General features: G+C 63.1%; 15 protein-coding genes. All 15 read right to left on the minus strand.

What is annotated here, in order from left to right; translation table 11 throughout:
* Positions 1–38: 38 nt before the first annotated feature.
* Positions 39–488, minus strand: a complete 450-nt coding sequence (locus tag OIN59_RS13355) for a DUF4149 domain-containing protein (protein WP_274111032.1) — start codon at positions 486–488, stop codon at positions 39–41.
* A gap of 11 nt (positions 489–499) precedes the next feature.
* Entirely contained in the window at positions 500–976 is a 477-nt protein-coding gene (greA, locus tag OIN59_RS13360; RefSeq protein ID WP_274111034.1) for a transcription elongation factor GreA, read from the minus strand.
* 179 nt (positions 977–1,155) lie between these two features.
* Positions 1,156–4,422, minus strand: a complete 3,267-nt coding sequence (gene carB, locus OIN59_RS13365; protein WP_274111036.1) for a carbamoyl-phosphate synthase large subunit — start codon at positions 4,420–4,422, stop codon at positions 1,156–1,158.
* Positions 4,422–5,585, minus strand: coding sequence for a glutamine-hydrolyzing carbamoyl-phosphate synthase small subunit (gene carA / locus OIN59_RS13370; protein WP_274111038.1), 1,164 nt, complete (start codon positions 5,583–5,585; stop codon positions 4,422–4,424). The genes carB and carA overlap by 1 nt, the downstream gene beginning before the upstream one ends.
* Positions 5,586–5,846: 261 nt before the next feature.
* A complete protein-coding gene (locus OIN59_RS13375; protein ID WP_274111040.1) occupies positions 5,847–6,620 on the minus strand; it encodes a TrmH family RNA methyltransferase in 774 nt (257 codons plus the stop codon).
* A gap of 26 nt (positions 6,621–6,646) precedes the next feature.
* Complete coding sequence (rnhB, locus tag OIN59_RS13380) at positions 6,647–7,273, minus strand: ribonuclease HII (protein ID WP_274111042.1); 627 nt, start codon at positions 7,271–7,273, stop codon at positions 6,647–6,649.
* Positions 7,239–8,402, minus strand: a complete 1,164-nt coding sequence (lpxB, locus tag OIN59_RS13385) for a lipid-A-disaccharide synthase (protein WP_274111044.1) — start codon at positions 8,400–8,402, stop codon at positions 7,239–7,241. Before lpxB ends, rnhB begins: the two co-directional genes overlap by 35 nt.
* 10 nt (positions 8,403–8,412) lie before the next feature.
* Positions 8,413–9,201, minus strand: a complete 789-nt coding sequence (gene lpxA / locus OIN59_RS13390; protein ID WP_274111046.1) for an acyl-ACP--UDP-N-acetylglucosamine O-acyltransferase — start codon at positions 9,199–9,201, stop codon at positions 8,413–8,415.
* Between the two features lie 21 nt (positions 9,202–9,222).
* A complete protein-coding gene (gene fabZ / locus OIN59_RS13395; protein WP_010457855.1) occupies positions 9,223–9,663 on the minus strand; it encodes a 3-hydroxyacyl-ACP dehydratase FabZ in 441 nt (146 codons plus the stop codon).
* Between the two features lie 16 nt (positions 9,664–9,679).
* Positions 9,680–10,663, minus strand: a complete 984-nt coding sequence (gene lpxD, locus OIN59_RS13400; RefSeq protein ID WP_274111049.1) for a UDP-3-O-(3-hydroxymyristoyl)glucosamine N-acyltransferase — start codon at positions 10,661–10,663, stop codon at positions 9,680–9,682.
* 24 nt (positions 10,664–10,687) lie between these two features.
* A complete protein-coding gene (locus OIN59_RS13405) occupies positions 10,688–11,209 on the minus strand; it encodes an OmpH family outer membrane protein (RefSeq protein WP_274111051.1) in 522 nt (173 codons plus the stop codon).
* Positions 11,209–13,506, minus strand: coding sequence for an outer membrane protein assembly factor BamA (gene bamA, locus OIN59_RS13410; RefSeq protein WP_274111053.1), 2,298 nt, complete (start codon positions 13,504–13,506; stop codon positions 11,209–11,211). The genes OIN59_RS13405 and bamA overlap by 1 nt, the downstream gene beginning before the upstream one ends.
* A 45-nt stretch (positions 13,507–13,551) precedes the next feature.
* Positions 13,552–14,916 (minus strand): RIP metalloprotease RseP, encoded by a 1,365-nt coding sequence (gene rseP / locus OIN59_RS13415; RefSeq protein ID WP_274111055.1) that lies wholly within the window; start codon positions 14,914–14,916, stop codon positions 13,552–13,554.
* Between the two features lie 29 nt (positions 14,917–14,945).
* Positions 14,946–16,124 (minus strand): 1-deoxy-D-xylulose-5-phosphate reductoisomerase, encoded by a 1,179-nt coding sequence (ispC, locus tag OIN59_RS13420; RefSeq protein ID WP_274111192.1) that lies wholly within the window; start codon positions 16,122–16,124, stop codon positions 14,946–14,948.
* Positions 16,124–16,978, minus strand: a complete 855-nt coding sequence (locus OIN59_RS13425; protein ID WP_274111057.1) for a phosphatidate cytidylyltransferase — start codon at positions 16,976–16,978, stop codon at positions 16,124–16,126. The genes ispC and OIN59_RS13425 overlap by 1 nt, the downstream gene beginning before the upstream one ends.
* Positions 16,979–16,999: the final 21 nt, after the last annotated feature.

The following is a 16,999-nucleotide window of genomic DNA, read 5'->3' on the forward strand; positions in this document are numbered from 1 at the left end:
CAGCCTGGAGGCAGCGCGGGCTCCGCCCAGCACGCGTTTCAGGCGTCTGCAGGCCCGCCCGACAACCCCGGCGGTTTCTGGTCGGAGCGCAATGTTTGCCACAGCACAGCCAGTGCGCAGCACCACTGCAGCCCATACATCACAGTCCCCACGCTGTGCCACAGCCGCAGATCCTGCCGCGCCACGATGCGCGGCGCCACGCCAAACTGCGTGAGCAGCGCCAGCAGCAGGCCACCAAGTATAAAAACCATAGCAGCTTGTGCCCATGGATACTGCGCTACGGCCTGTTTGGGCCTTGAAACCAGCAGCAGCACCAGACAGCAGGCCACCGCCACCCAAGTCTGCGCCGCAAACAACTTGGCCGCCATGTTGCCTGCCACCATGGGCGACGGAAGGTGGACAAACAGCATGGGCACGACCAAAAACCCGATGGTGGTCAGACTGCCCCACCAGAGTGCTGCGACCAGGGCAGGAAGGCGGTGGAACATGCTGTGCCTGCTCACTGGTAGCTGACCGCCACCACTTCATAGCGGCGAATACCGCCGGGAGCCTGCACCTCAGCGGTATCGCCCTCTTCCTTGCCAATCAGCGCACGCGCGATGGGGCTGGAGATGTTGATCAGGCCCTGCTTGAGGTCTGCCTCGTCTTCGCCCACGATTTGGTACTTCACCGTGTCGCCAGAGTCTTCGTCTTCCAGTTCGACCGTGGCACCAAACACCACCTTGCCGCCACCATCGACCGCGCTGGGGTCAATGACCTGGGCCACCGAGAGCTTGCCCTCGATCTCCTGGATGCGGCCTTCGATGAAGCCCTGGCGGTCCTTGGCTGCATCGTAGTCGGCGTTTTCACTCAGGTCGCCCTGCGCGCGCGCTTCGGCAATGGCCGAGATCACGGAGGGACGCTCCACGGTCTTGAGTCGGTGCAACTCTTCCTTGAGCATTTCAGCGCCGCGCTTGGTAATTGGGATGGTGGCCATGCTGTTGAGTCTCCACAAGTCAAAACGGTGAAAGTGCAATGCACTTCCACCGATCGGTCGCCACGCTGCTCCCCGCCAATACCTGGGGATGCACATGGCACATCTACAAAAGGAAACCGCCGCACGTTGCCGAGCGGCGGTGTCAGATCAAGGGCAGATTATGCCGCTTTTGCTGCGGCTCAAGCCAGCAGTTGGGCGTGCAATTCCTGCACCGAGTACACGTCGAGCTTGTCCAGGTACTTCATGCCTTCCACGGCAGCCTCGGCACCAAAAATGGTGGTGAAGGTCGTGACGCGAGCCAGCAGCGAAGACGTGCGGATGGCCCGCGAATCAGCGATCGCGTTGCGGCGCTCTTCCACCGTGTTGATGACCATGACGATGTCGTTGTTCTTGATCATGTCCACGATGTGCGGGCGGCCTTCGGTGACCTTGTTGACCACCTTCACCGGCACACCGGCAGCCTCAATGGCCGTTGCCGTGCCCTTGGTAGCCACCAGCTCAAAGCCCAACGCCACCAGCTGGCGGGCAATGTCCACCGCACGGGGCTTGTCGCTGTTCTTGACGGTGAGGAACACCTTGCCGGACGTTGGCAGCTTGGTGCCCGCGCCCAGCTGGCTCTTCACGAAGGCTTCGCCAAAGGTCTTGCCCACGCCCATCACCTCGCCGGTGGACTTCATCTCGGGGCCGAGGATGGTGTCCACGCCGGGGAACTTGACGAACGGGAACACGGCTTCCTTCACGCTGAAGTAAGGCGGCGTCACCTCCTTGGTGATGCCCTGCGAAGCCAGGGTCTGGCCCGCCATGCAACGCGCCGCCACCTTGGCCAACTGGATGCCCGTGGCCTTGCTCACGAAGGGCACCGTGCGCGATGCACGGGGGTTCACTTCGAGCACGTAGATCACGTCCTTGCCGTCGACTTCCTGGATGGCGAACTGGACGTTCATCAGGCCCACCACGCTCAGGCCTTGGGCCATGGCGGCAGTCTGGCGCTTGATCTCGTCGATGGTCGGCTGCGACAGGTAGTACGGGGGCAACGAGCAGGCAGAGTCGCCGCTGTGCACGCCGGCCTGCTCGATGTGCTCCATCACACCACCGATGAAGGTGACGCCTGCGGAGTCACGCACGCAGTCCACATCGCACTCGATGGCGTTGGAGAGGAAACGGTCCAGCAGCACGGGCGAGTCGTTGCTCACCTTGACGGCTTCGCGCATGTAGCGTTCCAGGTCACGCTGCTCATGCACGATTTCCATCGCACGGCCACCCAGCACGTAGCTGGGACGCACCACCAGGGGGTAGCCCAGGGCAGCGGCCCTTTCCAGGGCTTCGGGCTCAGTACGGGCCGTGGCATTGGGCGGCTGGCGCAGGCCGAGGTCACCCAGCAGCTTCTGGAAGCGCTCGCGGTCTTCAGCCGCATCGATCATGTCGGGCGTGGTGCCGATAATCGGCACGCCTTCGGCTTCAAGGCCCAGGGCGAGCTTCAAAGGCGTCTGACCGCCATACTGCACGATCACGCCGACCGGCTTTTCCTTGTCCACGATCTCGAGCACGTCCTCGAGCGTCACGGGCTCGAAGTACAGGCGGTCGGAGGTGTCGTAGTCGGTGGAGACGGTCTCGGGGTTGCAGTTGACCATGATGGTTTCATAGCCGTCCTCGCGCATGGCGAGCGCTGCATGCACGCAGCAGTAGTCGAACTCGATGCCCTGGCCAATGCGGTTGGGACCACCGCCCAGCACCATGATCTTCTTGTTGTTCGTAGGCTCCGACTCGCACTCGGCGACACCACCGTGGGGTGCGACTTCGTAGGTGGAGTACAGGTACGCAGTGTTGGTGGCAAACTCGGCCGCACAGGTGTCCACACGCTTGTACACGGGGCGCACCTTGAGCGCGCGGCGCGCCTCGCGCACCGCCTTCTCGGTGGTCTTGAGCAGCTTGGCCAAACGGCGGTCCGAGAAACCTTTTTGCTTGAGCGTGAGCAGCGTGCCCGCATCCAGCGCCGCCAGGGCACCATCACCCTTTTCGGCCACCAGCTTGTCGATGTCGAGTTCGATCTTAACGATCTGCTCGATCTGCACCAGGAACCACTTGTCGATCTTCGTGAGGTCAAACACTTCATCGACCGACAGGCCCATGGCGAAGGCGTCGCCCACGTACCAGATGCGCTCGGGGCCGGGCTCGCCCAGTTCCTTCTCCAGCACTTCGCGGTCCTGGGTCTTTTCGTTCATGCCGTCCACGCCCACTTCTAGGCCGCGCAGGGCTTTCTGGAAGGATTCCTGGAAAGTGCGCCCCATGGCCATGACTTCGCCCACGGACTTCATCTGCGTGGTCAGGCGGCTGTCGGCCGTGGGGAATTTTTCGAACGCGAAACGCGGGATCTTGGTGACCACGTAGTCGATCGAAGGCTCGAACGACGCGGGCGTAGCGCCGCCCGTGATTTCGTTCTTGAGCTCATCGAGCGTGTAGCCCACCGCCAGCTTGGCCGCGACCTTGGCGATGGGGAAGCCGGTGGCCTTGGAGGCCAGTGCCGAGGAGCGCGAGACGCGCGGGTTCATCTCGATCACGACCATGCGGCCGTCTTTGGGGTTGATCGAGAACTGCACGTTGGAGCCACCGGTGTCCACGCCAATTTCGCGCAGCACGGCCAGGGATGCATTGCGCAAGACCTGGTATTCCTTGTCCGTCAGCGTCTGCGCAGGGGCCACAGTGATCGAGTCACCCGTGTGCACGCCCATCGGGTCCAGGTTCTCGATGGAGCAGATGATGATGCAGTTGTCCGCCTTGTCGCGCACCACCTCCATCTCGTACTCTTTCCAGCCAAGCAGCGACTCTTCGATCAGCAGCTCGTTGGTGGGCGAGGCTTCCAGGCCGCGCTTGCAGATGGTCTCGAACTCTTCGGGGTTGTAGGCAATGCCGCCGCCCGTGCCACCCAACGTAAAGCTGGGGCGGATCACCGTGGGGAAGCCCACGCTCTTTTGCACGGCCCAGGCTTCGTCCATGCTGTGGGCGATGCCAGAGCGCGCGGAGCCCAGACCGATCTTGGTCATGGCGTCCTTGAACTTCAGGCGGTCTTCGGCCTTGTCAATGGCTTCGGGTGTGGCGCCGATCAGCTCGACCTTGTACTTGTCGAGCACACCGTTGTGCCACAGGTCCAGCGCGCAGTTCAGCGCAGTCTGTCCGCCCATAGTGGGCAGGATGGCGTCAGGGCGTTCCTTGGCGATGATCTTCTCGACCGTCTGCCAAGTGATGGGCTCGATGTAGGTGACGTCGGCAGTGGCCGGGTCGGTCATGATCGTCGCGGGGTTGCTGTTGATCAGGATGACCTTGTAGCCTTCCTCGCGCAGGGCCTTGCAGGCCTGCACGCCGGAGTAGTCGAACTCGCAGGCCTGGCCGATGATGATCGGGCCGGCGCCAATGATGAGGATCGATTTGAGGTCTGTGCGCTTTGGCATTATTTCTTCTCCATCAGCGCGGTGAAGCGGTCAAACAGGTAGGCGATGTCGTGCGGGCCGGGCGATGCCTCGGGGTGGCCCTGGAAGCAGAACGCAGGCTTGTCGGTACGTTCCAACCCTTGCAGCGTGCCATCGAACAGGCTGATGTGCGTGGGGCGCAATGTGGCAGGCAACGAGGCCATCTCGACGGCAAAACCGTGGTTCTGGCTGGTGATGCTCACGCGGCCGTTGTCCAGGTCCTTGACCGGATGGTTGGCACCGTGATGGCTGTTGGCCATCTTGAAGGTCTTGGCGCCACTGGCCAGGGCCATGATCTGATGACCCAGGCAAATGCCGAAGGTGGGCACGCCAGCGTCGATGATCTGGCGCGTGGCTTCAATGGCGTAGTCGCAGGGCTCTGGGTCGCCAGGCCCGTTGGACAGGAACACGCCGTCCGGCTTCATGGCCAGCACGTCGGCAGCGGGCGTCTTGGCTGGCACCACGGTGAGCTTGCAGCCACGCTCGGCCAGCATGCGCAGGATGTTCTTCTTGACGCCGTAGTCATACGCCACCACGTGAAAGCGCGGTGCAGCCTGTTTGCCGTAGCCTTCACCCAGCTTCCACTCGGTCTGGTCCCAGGTGTAGGTCGAGGGGGTGGTCACCACCTGGGCGAGGTCCAGGCCCTTCATGCTGGGCGCAGCCTTGGCTGCAGCCAGGGCTTCGTCGATGCGAGCCTGTGTGACGGCCTCACCGGTCGCCAGACCCAGGATCGCGCCGTTCTGCGCGCCTTTGTCGCGCAGTAGGCGGGTCAGCTTGCGGGTATCGATGTTGGCAATGGCCACCGTCTTTTCGCGCACGAGGTACTGCGAAAGCGTTTCGGTGGATCGGAAGTTGCTGGCCAGAAGGGGCAGGTCTTTGATGATCAGGCCTGCAGCGTGGACCTTGTCGGCTTCGATGTCTTCCGCATTGACGCCATAGTTGCCGATGTGCGGATACGTCAGGGTGACGATCTGCTGGCAGTAGCTGGGGTCGGTGAGGATTTCCTGGTAGCCGGTGATGGCGGTGTTGAACACCACTTCACCGACCGTGGTGCCGGTGGCACCGATCGAGTTACCGATAAAGACCGTGCCGTCTGCGAGCGCCAGAATGGCGGGCGGGAAGTTTCCCTTGAGAGACAAAAGCACTGGGTTCTCCGGATGGTTACGGTCGCCCGGCGCCTGCAGGCCACTCGCACACTCGAAGTGCGACGGTGCCAATGGCTGCTCTCAGATGGGTTGTTGCTTTGGGTGCGGTCGGGCGACGCTGTTGCGAGAAAAGCTCCCGATTATACCCCTGAGCGCTATCTCAGCCGCAATGCACTCCTTGCATAACCCTGATACCAGCGACTATGACCTGCGGAATTTCACCCCGCCCAAAGCGTCCACGAGACCACTGTGGCCGCAGGTTCAGCGCCCTGCCCCGCTCGCGTGCAGGCAGATGGCCGCGGCGGCCGCCACGTTCAACGACTCCTCGCCCCCGGGCTGGGCGATGCGGATGCGCAGGGCGGCCCGGTCTTCCAGTGCCGGGCTGACGCCCTGCCCTTCGTGGCCCAGCACCCAGGCACAGGGCCAGGGCAAGGCGGCACGGTGCAAAAATTCGCCCGCGTGCGAGCTAGTGACCAGCAGCGGCATTTGCAGGGCTGCCAAGTCGTCCAGCGCCAACCCCTCGATCAGGTCGAGCGCGAAATGCGCCCCCATACCAGCCCTCAAGACCTTGGGCGACCACAACGCGGCGCTGCCCTTGATGGCAGCCACCTGGCGGAAACCGAACGCCGAGGCGCTGCGCAGGATGGAGCCCACGTTGCCCGCGTCCTGCACCCTGTCCAGCACCACGGTGGCTGCATCGGACCTGAGCGACGCCGGTGCGGGCAGGTCCAGGATAAAACCCATCGAGGCGGGCGACTCCAGCCCGCTCACGTCCGCAAACAGTGCATCGGCAAGCACTATGAATTTTGTAGCTGCTCCCGCATATTCCACCTGCGCCTGTGGCCAAAAAGACTCTGAAAACACCGCTACCGATGCCCGCAAGCCTCGCGCGAGCGCAGCGCGGCACAGATGATCTCCCTCCAGCCAGACGCGGCCTTGCTTGCGGTAGGCCGTGGTGTCCTGGGCCAAACGACGCAAATCCTTGACGAAGGCGTTGTCACGGGAATGAATGGCGGTCACGGACGAGGAGGTCATGGCAATTTCTCAGGGCCCGTTCAGGGTCAGGCACGCAGGTTCTGGGCCACGGGCGCAAACGAGCGGCGGTGGTGGATACAGGCGCCGTGCTCACGCAGGGCCGCCATGTGCACGGCCGTACCGTAGCCCTTGTGGCCGGCAAAGCCGTATTGAGGAAACTCGTCATGCACCTGCACGCACCAGCGGTCGCGGTGCACCTTGGCGAGGATCGAAGCCGCCGAGATGGCCGACACCAGCGCGTCGCCCTTGACGATGGCCTCGGCCGGGACATCCAGCACCGGCAGCCGGTTGCCGTCCACCAGCACCATGGCCGGTTTGAGCCGCAGCCCCATGACGGCCCGGCGCATGGCCAGCAGTGTGGCCTGCAGGATGTTGAGTTGGTCGATTTCTTCAACGCTGGCCTCGGCAATGCTGCAGCACAGGGCCTTGGCACGGATCTCGTCGTAGAGCTTCTCGCGCCGCGCGGCCGTGAGCTTTTTGGAGTCGGCCAAGCCTGCAATGGGGTGCAAGTCGTCCAGGATCACGGCAGCCGCCACCACCGGCCCGGCCAGGGGGCCACGGCCGGCCTCATCCACCCCTGCCACCAGGCCGGGCGGATGCCAGGGCAGGCAGGCCTGCTCAGGCAGCGGGAGCGAGGATTTTCTGGATCGCATCGGCAGCCAGTTGGGGAGTGTTGCGCAGCAGGCTTTCGTGCAGGGCCGTAAAGCGCTGCTCCAGGGCGGCGATTTTCTGTGGTTGTTGGCCCCGCGCATCCAGCCAATCCAGCGTTGCAGCGCACAGCGCCTGCGGCGTAGCGGCATCCTGGATCAGTTCAGGCACCACAAACTCGCGGCACAAAATATTGGGCAGCCCAACCCAGGGTTGCAACTGCTTGCGGCGCATGAGCCACCAGCTGAGCGGGTGCATGTGATAACCGATCACCATGGGACGCTTGAAGAGCGCGGCCTCCAGCGTCGCGGTGCCGCTGGCAATCAGGGTCGCATCACAGGCGGCCAGCACCGTGTGGGACTGGCCCCCCACAATCTGCACCGCCCCACCCAGCCCACTGGCTTGGGCGGCCTGCTCGATGCGCTCACGCAAGGCGGGCACGGCAGGCACTACCAATTTGATAGCTGGTCGCGCTTTCAGGACAAGCGCTGCCGCCTCAAAAAAGGGTTGGGCGATGTACTGGATCTCGGAGGACCGGCTGCCAGGCAGGATGGCCAGGACCTCGTCGTCATCACTCAAACCCAGTTGCGCCCGAGCGGCAGCGCGGTCCGGCACCATGGGAATCACGCCTGCCAGCGGGTGCCCCACATAGGTGGCGGCAATGCCGTGCCGCGCCAGCAGCTCCGGCTCAAACGGGAAGATGCACAACACATGGTCTGCACTGCGGCGGATTTTTTCGACACGGTCGGCGCGCCACGCCCAGATCGAGGGGCACACGAAGTGCACGGTCTTGATACCCGCGGCGCGCAAATCGGCCTCCAGGCCCAAGTTGAAATCGGGCGCATCCACACCAATGAACACATCGGGGCGGTCTTTGAGCAGGCGCTCACGCAGCTGCTTGCGAATGCCCAGCAACTCGCGCAACCGGCGCAACACCTCCATGCTGTAGCCATGCACTGCCAGTTTTTCGCTGGGCCACCAGGCAGCAAAACCACGGCGTGCCATCTGCGGCCCGCCAATGCCGCTGGATTGCAGCCCGGGCCAATGCGCCTGCATGCCGTCGATCAGCAAGCCCGCCAGCAAGTCGCCCGACGTCTCGCCCGCCACCATGGCGACGCGGGGGGAATCTGCCATCACCGAGCCCTCAGCGCGCAATGCCGCGCGTGGCGTCGGCCAGGAACCGTTCCATCATCGCGGCATCATCACTGGCCTGCGGCGCGGACTGTGCCAGCTCTGCAATGGCGGCTCGTGCGGCCTCCAGCGTAAGGCCCTGGCGGTAGATCAGCTTGTGCATTTGCTTGACTGCGGCAATGCGCTCGGCCGAGAAACCACGGCGACGCAGCCCCACCACGTTGTAGCCGCGCACGGCCAGAGGGTTGCCATCTACCAGCATGAAGGGGGGCACATCCTGACTCACTGCGCTGGCAAAACCAACCATGGCATGGGCGCCGACCTTGACGAACTGGTGAATGCCGGTGAGCCCGCCCACCGTCACCCAATCGCCCAGGTGTACATGGCCAGCCAGCGTGGTGTTGTTGGCCAACGTGGTGTGATTGCCCACATGGCAATCGTGGGCGATGTGGGTGTACGCCATGATCCAGTTGTCATCACCCACTGTGGTGACACCACCGGCCTGGGGTACACCGAGATTCAGGGTGCAGAACTCGCGGATGGTGTTGCGGTCACCGATGACCAGCTCCGTGGGCTCGCCCGCGTATTTCTTGTCTTGAGGGATGGCGCCGATCGAGTTGAACTGAAAGATACGGTTGTCGGCACCAATCGTGGTGCGCCCGTCGATCACACAATGCGCGCCGACCGTAGTCCCTGCTCTGATGGACACGTGCTCGCCGATGACCGCATACGGCCCCACTGTGACCGTGGGGTCCAGACGGGCGCCGTCCGCAACGATGGCTGTGGGGTGGATATTGCTCACGATCCAACAGGCCTGAACCGATCAACCCACGCTGCGCATGGTGCACATGAGCTCGGCCTCGCAGGCCACCTCTTCGCCCACACTGGCTACGCCCTTGAACTTCCAGATGCCACCACGCACGCGGTCGATGGTGATGCTCAGGATCAACTGGTCGCCGGGCTCCACAGGGCGCTTGAAACGCGCGCCGTCAATGCCGACAAAGTAGTAGATGTTGTTCTCATCGGGCACCTTGCCCATGGCATCAAATGCCAGCAAGCCCGCCGCCTGGGCGAGCGCTTCCAGAATCAGCACACCTGGCATCACTGGACGACCGGGGAAATGCCCCATGAAATAGGGCTCGTTGAACGTGACGTTCTTGATGGCCTTGATGCGGGTGTTGCTCTCCAACTCGATCACCTTGTCCACCAGCAAAAACGGGTAGCGGTGGGGCAGTTGTTTGAGAATTGCGTGAATATCCATCATCGAGTTGTTCTTCCGTTCATGCTGCCTTGAGGGCCTGCTCCAGCGTCTTGATGCGCTCGCGCAGGCTGTGCAATTGTTTGAGTGTGGCAGCGTTTTTTTCCCAGCGCGCATTGTCGTCGATGGGGAACATGCCGGTGTACTGGCCAGGCCGGGTCAGAGAGCGCGTCACCACCGTGGCGGCCGAAATATGCACGTTGTCGGCCAGCTCCAGGTGCCCCAACACGATGGCGCCGCCACCCACGGTGCAATGCGCCCCGATGGTGGCACTGCCCGCCACACCTACACACCCAGCCATGGCCGAGTGTTTGCCGATGCGAACGTTGTGGCCGATCTGGATCAGGTTGTCGAGCTTTACGCCGTCTTCGATCACCGTGTCCTGCAGCGCACCCCGGTCGATGCATGTGTTGGCACCAATCTCGACGTCATCCCCGATGCGCACAGCACCCAGTTGCTCGATCTTGACCCACTGCCCGTTTTCCGGTGCAAAACCGAACCCGTCGGCCCCGATCACCACGCCCGGGTGGACGATGCAGCGCGCGCCGATATGGCAGTCCTCGCCCACGGTGACGCGCGACTTGAGTACGGTATCTGCGCCCACCGTGGCACCCCGCTCGACCACGCACAGCGGACCAATGGTGGCCGAGGGGTGCACCTGCGCCGTGGGATCAACCACTGCGCTGGCGTGTACGCCGGACGGCCGCGGTGGCGTATTGTGTTGCCGCCACAACTGGGTGGCCCTGGCAAAGTACACGTAGGGGTTATCAGCCACGATGCAGGCACCACGCGCCAGCGCGACCTCGCGCATGGCAGGCGCCACAATGACACAGGCCGCCCGGGAGGCGGCCAGTTGCTGTTGGTAGCGAGGGTTGCTCAGGAAACTGAGGTCTCCTGGGCCCGCGACCTCCAGTGGCGCAATGCGGGCGATGGCGGTTTCCCGCACGCCCCCTTCCAGCGAACCACCGAGCGCATCAACAATGTGCCCGAGAAGCAAGCTGCTCACGCGCCACCTGTCCTGCGCAGCGGCTTACTTGGCAGCAGCAGCGGCATTCAGGGCCTTGATCACCTTGTCGGTGATGTCGTGCTTGGGGTTGATGTACACAGCCTCTTGCAGGATCACGTCGTACTTCTCGGCCTCGGCAACCTGCTTGACGACCTTGTTGGCGCGTTCCAGCACTTGCGACAGCTCTTCGTTCTTGCGGGCGCTCAGGTCTTCCTGGAATTCACGGCGCTTGCGCTGGAAATCGCGATCCTGGTCCACCAGCTGACGCTGGCGCGCAGTGCGCTGGCTTTCTGCCATGGTGGGAGCTTCACGCTCAAACTTGTCGCTGGCAGTCTTCAGGGTGTTGCCCATGTCCACCAGTTCTTTCTCACGGCGAGAAAACTCCTGCTCCAGCTTGGCCTGTGCAGCCTTGGCCGTGGTGGCCTCACGGAAGATGCGGTCGGTGTTGACGAAACCGGCTTTGAACTCTTGCGCTTGAGCTGGGGCTGCGATGGCAACGGTGCCGAGCAGCAAGGCCACGGAGAGATGGCGAGAAAAGGATTTCATTAGAAAGACGTTCCAATCTGGAATTGCAGTTTCTGGATTCTATCGCCGGCGAACTTGCGCACCGGCTGCGCAAACGCCAAACGCAAGGGGCCAAGCGGTGAAATCCAGCTCAGACCCAGGCCCACAGAGGCACGCATGTCACTGAAGGTAACTTTGTCGTTCTCGCCGTACACATTGCCCACGTCCAGGAACGTGAAGACACGCAGGGTCCGGTCATTGCCCGCGCCTGGGAACGGAGCAATCAACTCGGTGTTCAGCGTGATCTTCTTGGGCCCCCCCAGCGAAGCTCCGGTCACATCACGCGGGCCCAGGGTGCCCTGGTCGAAACCACGCACCGAGCCCAGGCCACCGGAGTAGAAGTTCTTGAACACCGGGAACGGACGGCCATTCATGCCCTTGCCATAGCCCGCCTCGCCATTGAAGGCAATGGTGAAGCGCTTATTGAGCGGAATGTACTGTTGGTACTGGTAATTGGCCCGCACGTAACGCGCATCACCAGCCACAGACCACTCTGAATTGAGGCGCTGGTAGCGGCCGGAGTTGGGCGCCAGCGCGCTGTCACGGTCATCACGGGACCAACCCACCGTCAAAGGAATCGACGTGCTGCTGTAGCCGAACTTGTCGGCATAGAACAGGTAGGTGGCGGGGATGTTCGTGCCGGGCTTGATGCGGGTCTGCTCCAGCCCGCCGCCGAAGAACACGGTGTCGGTCTCACTGAAAGGCACGCCAAAACGCACGGACGTCCCTGTGGTGACCAACTGGTAGTTGCCACCCTGGTCTTCATAGGGCTTGTCGGTGCGGTAGTACACATCGAGCGTGCGCGAGATGCCTTCGGGCGTGAAATACGGGTTGGTGGTGCTGAACACCAGTGTGCGCCGGTACTTGCTGGTGTTGACGTCGATGCCCAGGTAGTTGCCCGAGCCAAAGATGTTCTCCTGCTTGATACCAAACGAGAGTGACGCCTTCTCAGCACTGGAGAAACCCACGCCCAGCTGTAGCGAGCCAGTGGGCTTTTCTGCCACATTGATCACTAGGTCGACCTGATCGGGCGAGCCTGGCACTTCCTGTGTTTCCACGTTCACTTCCGTGAAGAAGCCCAGACGGTCCACGCGGTCGCGGGACAGACGGATCTTGTCGCCGTCGTACCAGGAGGCTTCGTACTGGCGGAACTCCCGGCGAATGACTTCATCGCGTGTGCGGTTGTTGCCACTCACGTTGATGCGGCGCACATAGGCGCGGCGCGCTGGCTCGGCCTGCAACACGAAATTGACGCGATTGTTTTCGCGGTCGATTTCGGGCACGGCCTCCACGCGGGCAAATGCAAAGCCAAAACGGGCAAAGTATTCGGAAAACGCCTTGGTGGTTTCGGTCACCTGGTCGGCGTTGTAGGGCTCACCGGGCCGGATGGTCACCAGCGACTTGAACTCGTCTTCGCGGTCCAGATAGTTGCCTTCGAGCTTCACGCCCGACACCACATACCGCTCTCCCTCAGTGACATTGACGATGATGGAAATGTCCTGCTTGTCCGGGGAGATGGCGACCTGCGTCGAGTCCACGCGGAACTCCAGGTAGCCGCGCTGCAGGTAGTACGAACGCAGCGTCTCAAGGTCGGCGTTGAGCTTGGCACGCGAATAACGGTCGGACTTGGTGTACCAGCTCAGCCAGCCCCCCGTGTCCTGGTCGAACAGGCCCTTGAGTGTCGACTCGCTGAACGCCTTGTTGCCCACAATACGCACTTCCTTGATGCGCGCAGGCTCGCCTTCTGTCACCGTGAAAGTCAGATTCACGCGGTTGCGCTCGATGGGCGTCACCGTGGTCACCACCTCGGCGCCGTACAGGCTCTTGTTGATGTACTGGCGCTTGAGCTCCTGCTCGGCACGGTCGGTGAGCGCCTTGTCGTAAGGGCGCCCCTCCGTCAGTCCCACCTCGCGCATGGCTTTTTTGAGTGCGTCCTTGTCGAATTCGCGGGCACCGGCAAAGTCCACGTCGGCCACCGTGGGGCGCTCTTCCACCACCACCACCAATACGCTGCCGCTGGCTTCCAGGCGCACGTCCTTGAAGAGCCCCAGGCCAAACAGGGCGCGGATCGCCGCTGCACCTTTTTCGTCGTTGTAGTCGTCACCGACCCGCAGGGGCATGGACGCGAACACGGTACCGGGCTCCACACGCTGCAAGCCTTCCACGCGAATGTCCTGCACCTTGAATGGCTCCAGAGCCCATGCCGCATTGGCGGCAAAAACCATGGCTGCAACGGCCGATGCGGTACGCACGCCCAGGCGATTGATGTGTTTTTTCATGAATGAAGCGGGAGCCGCAGTTGCTAGGCAAGCGCGGCAAAAGTGTTAGCCAAAGAGCCGGGTGATATCGTTGAACAGGGCTATGGACATCATGACCAACAGGACTGCAACGCCTCCACGCTGCAGTCGCTCCATCCACGCATCCGAAACGCCTTTGCCCGTGACACCCTCCCAAAGATAATACATCAGGTGCCCACCGTCCAAGACAGGTAGTGGAAGCAGGTTCAACACCCCAAGGCTCACACTGATGAGGGCCAGAAAGATGAGGTACTGGGTGAGCCCCATGCTGGCCGAGCGGCCCGCATAGTCGGCGATGGTCAAGGGGCCGCTGAGGTTCTTGAGCGACGCCTCGCCGATTACCATGCGCCCCATCATGCGCAGGGTGAGCAGCGACACATCCCAGGTCTTCACCACCCCACCCCACAGGCCATCGACCAGCCCGTAGTCCACCGTGACAAACTCTGGCGCGGCGCCCACATAAGCTCCAATGCGCCCCACCGTACTACCGGGTTCGGCCACGGCCTCTGGCAACACGTCCAGCGTGATCACCTGACCACCGCGCTCAATGCGCCATGGCTGCACCAGCGGCTCGTTGCCACGCACCGACTGCCGGATCAGCCCGCGCAGCTGCTGCCCGTCCACCACATCGGTCTGGCCCACCTTGAGCACCACATCGCCCTGGCGCAGACCAGAGCGCTCGGCCGCGCTTTGCGCCATCACCTCACCCAGCACGGGACGGGTCCAGGGGCCAAGGATGCCGACCTTGCGAAACAGCTGGGCATCGGCCTCACGGCTGTCGATACGGGACATGTCGAGTACGACCTCGCGGTGGCCTGCACCATGGGCAGACTGCACGTCAAGGCGTACGTTCAGCCCCTCCAGCGCACCACGGGTCAGCAGCCAGCGCAGGTCTTCAAACGAGCGAACCGGCTCCAGATCTTCGGCGCCCAATGCGGCGCGCTCCACCAGTTCGCCACCACGCAAACCAGCACTTTGTGCCACGGAGCCCGCCACCGGACTCGCCAAGATGGCCCGAGGCTCTTCAACGCCATTCCAGTTCACCACCGAATACAGCAGCACTGCCAGCAGCAGGTTGGCGACAGGCCCGGCAGCCACGATGGCCGCACGCGAGCGCAGGGGTTGGGTATTGAAGGCCAGATGCCGCTCTTCGGCAGGCACCGGAGCCTCACGCTCGTCCAGCATGCGCACATAGCCCCCCAGAGGGAAGGCGCCCAGCACAAACTCCGTGGGCGAGCCCTGGGGCTGCCAACGCAGCAATGGCTTACCAAAACCCACTGAGAACCGCAATACCTTGACCCCACAGGCCACCGCCACGCGGTAGTGCCCGTATTCGTGCACCGCGATCAGAAGACCGAGGGCCACGATGAAGGCAGCGATAGTGAGCAGCATGGATGGATGGTTCCTGAGTTGGGCGACAGTCAGGCAGCCAGACGGCCCGCCACATGTTCTGCCGCATGGCGGGCCTGAGTATCCAGATCCAGCAATGCGGCGAGCGAATCGGGCTTGGAGGGCGAAACTGCATCCAAAGTTGCAAGGTTGACCGCATGAATATGGTCAAAACGCAGCCGGCCAGACAAAAAGGCCCCCACCGCCACCTCATTGGCAGCGTTCAGCACCGCCGTGGTTCCCTCCGCCGCCTTCAGGGCCTGCCAGGACAGGTGCAGGCCCGGAAAGCGCATGGCATCCGCGTCCTCGAACGCCAGGGCGCTCAGGGTGGAGAAATCGAGCTTGCTGGCACCGCTGGTGATGCGCTCGGGCCAGGCCAGGCCACAGGCAATGGGCACGCGCATGTCGGGGGTACCCAGCTGAGCCAGGATGGAGGCATCCTTGAACTGAACCATCGAGTGGATGATCTGCTGCGGGTGGATGACCACCTTGATCTGGTCCGGGAGCAGGTCAAACAGCCAGCGCGCCTCGATGACCTCCAGGGCCTTGTTCATCATCGTGGCCGAGTCCACCGAAATCTTGCGCCCCATCGAGAAATTGGGGTGCGCACACGCCTGGTCGGGGGTGATCTGCGACAGCGTGGACGGGTCCCGCTGACGGAACGGGCCGCCTGAAGCCGTGAGCAGGATACTGTCCACCCGGTCAGACCAGGTGGCAGGGTCTTCCGGCAAGCACTGGAAAATCGCAGAGTGTTCGCTGTCGATGGGCAGCAATGTGGCACCGCCGTCGCGCACGGTCTGCATGAACAGCCCACCGCCCACCACCAGGGCCTCCTTGTTGGCCAGCAGCAATCGTTTGCCTGCACGCGCCGCAGCCAGGCAAGGGGCAAGGCCGGCCGCCCCCACGATGGCCGCCATCACGGCATCGACTTCCTCATGGTCTGCTATGGTTTCAAGAGCATTTTGCGCTTGAATCACCTGCGTTGGAAGGCTATTCGCCTGCAATTTCTCTGCCAGAACTGCCGCATGAGCGGCACTGGCCATCACCGCATAGCGAGGGCGAAACTGAGCGCATTGCGCCAGCAGCAAGTCCACTTGTGTCGCAGCGCTGAGGGCGAACACCTCGAAGCGCTCGGGGTGGCGTGCCACCACATCCAGCGTACTGGTCCCGATGGAGCCGGTGGAGCCGAGAACGGTGAGTCGTTGTTTCATCATGGGGTCGTCAGGCTCGTTAGCATCATGGCCAGGGGCAGTGTGGGCAGCAAGGCGTCCACGCGGTCGAGCACGCCGCCGTGTCCGGGCAACAGACCGCTGCTGTCCTTGACACCGGCGCTGCGCTTGATGAGCGACTCCACCAGGTCACCCGACACGCTCATGGCCACCATGAACAGCGCCGCAATCACCAGCAACCACCAGCCCTGTTGCGCCATGAGGGTGTAGAAACTGGGCACTACCGCCTGCCAGTGGGCATCGGCCGCCACCCAGACAAAGGCCATCACCATCACACCTGCCAGGCCACCCCACACGCCCTCCCAGCTCTTGCCGGGGCTGATCGAGGGTGCGAGCTTGCCCTTGGTAAACCGCAGCCCGAACGCGCGGCCCGCAAAGTAAGCAAAGATGTCTGCCACCCACACCAGCAACAACACCGACAGCAAAAAGTTGATGCCCACATTGCGGGCCTGCACCACGGCCAGCCACGCCAACCACAAGGCGAGCACACCGGCAACCAGGCGCAAACCCGCCGGTATGCGGGGCCAGCCGGGCACTCCGGCCTTGAGCAGCCAGGCCGCTGCCAGGACCCACAGCCCGCCCCCCACCACCCAGAGGGCGGTCAGCGGCCGGCCCACCCAGCCCAGAGCCCACGACCCGGCACACAGAGCCACACACGCCACACCCACCGCCACAGAGCCCGCCTGACCAAATCCGCTCAGACGACCCCATTCCCAAGCCCCTGCGGCCATCAGGACCAGTACGACCAGCGTGAACGGGACGGTGTTGGCATAGAAAAGCGCGGGCAACAAAATAGCCAGCAGAACAAGGGCGGTGATCACGCGCTGTTGAAGCATGGGGGCTTTCAGAACCTGTTC

The sequence above is a fragment of the Acidovorax benzenivorans genome (assembly GCF_028680575.1).
GTDB lineage: Bacteria > Pseudomonadota > Gammaproteobacteria > Burkholderiales > Burkholderiaceae_C > Acidovorax > Acidovorax benzenivorans.